Raw genomic sequence first — 1,038 nt, forward strand, 5'->3', positions numbered from 1 at the left:
ATGAAAAAATGGGCGGGTTGCAACCATCTGATTTGATTATTCTAGCAGGGCGCCCTGGGATGGGTAAAACGTCCCTTGCAACCAATATTGCCTTTAACATTGCCAATGCTTGTAAGCGTCATGATGATAGCCAAGCCAGTGAAGGGGGCATTGTTGGTTTCTTCTCCCTTGAAATGTCAACAGAACAGCTTGCAACCCGTATTATCTCAGAACAAACAAAGGTTTCTTCTTCTGATATGCGACGGGGTAATCTTTCTGATGATCAGTTTATAAATATTGTTCATATGACGCATTCCCTTCAAACCATTCCTCTTTATATTGATCAAACGGGAGCTGTATCCCTTGCACAATTGGCGGCYCGTGCAAGGCGTCTTAAACGACAACATGGTCTAGATGTTTTGATAATTGATTATATCCAACTGATGACAAGCGGTTCAAAGCGTTCTTCTGAAAACCGCGTTCAAGAGATTACAGCCATTACTATGGGGCTTAAAGCACTTGCAAARGAACTCAATATTCCCATCATTGCGCTTTCGCAATTATCACGACAAGTTGAAAATAGAACAGATAAACGTCCACAACTCTCCGATTTACGGGAATCAGGTTCAATCGAGCAAGATGCCGATATTGTGTTGTTTGTTTATCGTGAAGAATATTATCTCAACAATGAAGAACAAAAAGAAGGCGCTCCTGAGTATCACAAATGGAAAGAAGCACTGGAGCAAGTTAAGGGAAAAGCTGAGGTTATCATAGCCAAGCAACGCCATGGGCCAACAGGAATCGTTCCTCTTGCTTTCCAATCTGACTTTACATGCTTTAGTGACCTAACGGATAACGACAACTTTCCAGAAATATCCGCTTGAGCTCAAAATAATGATCCGATGCTTGAGAAGCAAAAACCCATAGATTCTCACAAAAAATGACGAATCTTAAAACACCCTTTGAAAGGCCTTTAAAGACCCTTTGAAAACACCTTAAAAACCCTTAAAAGAAAATAAATTGGTACAAAACCTGGTGGCAAAATATACAAAACCCGCT

1 protein-coding gene is annotated in these 1,038 nt (G+C 40.7%); it reads left to right on the forward strand.

The annotated features are described in order from the left end of the window. A partial coding sequence (locus CER18_RS09725; protein ID WP_143242729.1) for a DnaB-like helicase C-terminal domain-containing protein occupies positions 1–863 on the forward strand: 863 nt, incomplete at its 5' end. Positions 864–1,038 lie beyond the last annotated feature (175 nt).

The organism is Bartonella tribocorum, assembly GCF_002777915.1.
Classification (GTDB): Bacteria; Pseudomonadota; Alphaproteobacteria; order Rhizobiales; family Rhizobiaceae; genus Bartonella; species Bartonella tribocorum_A.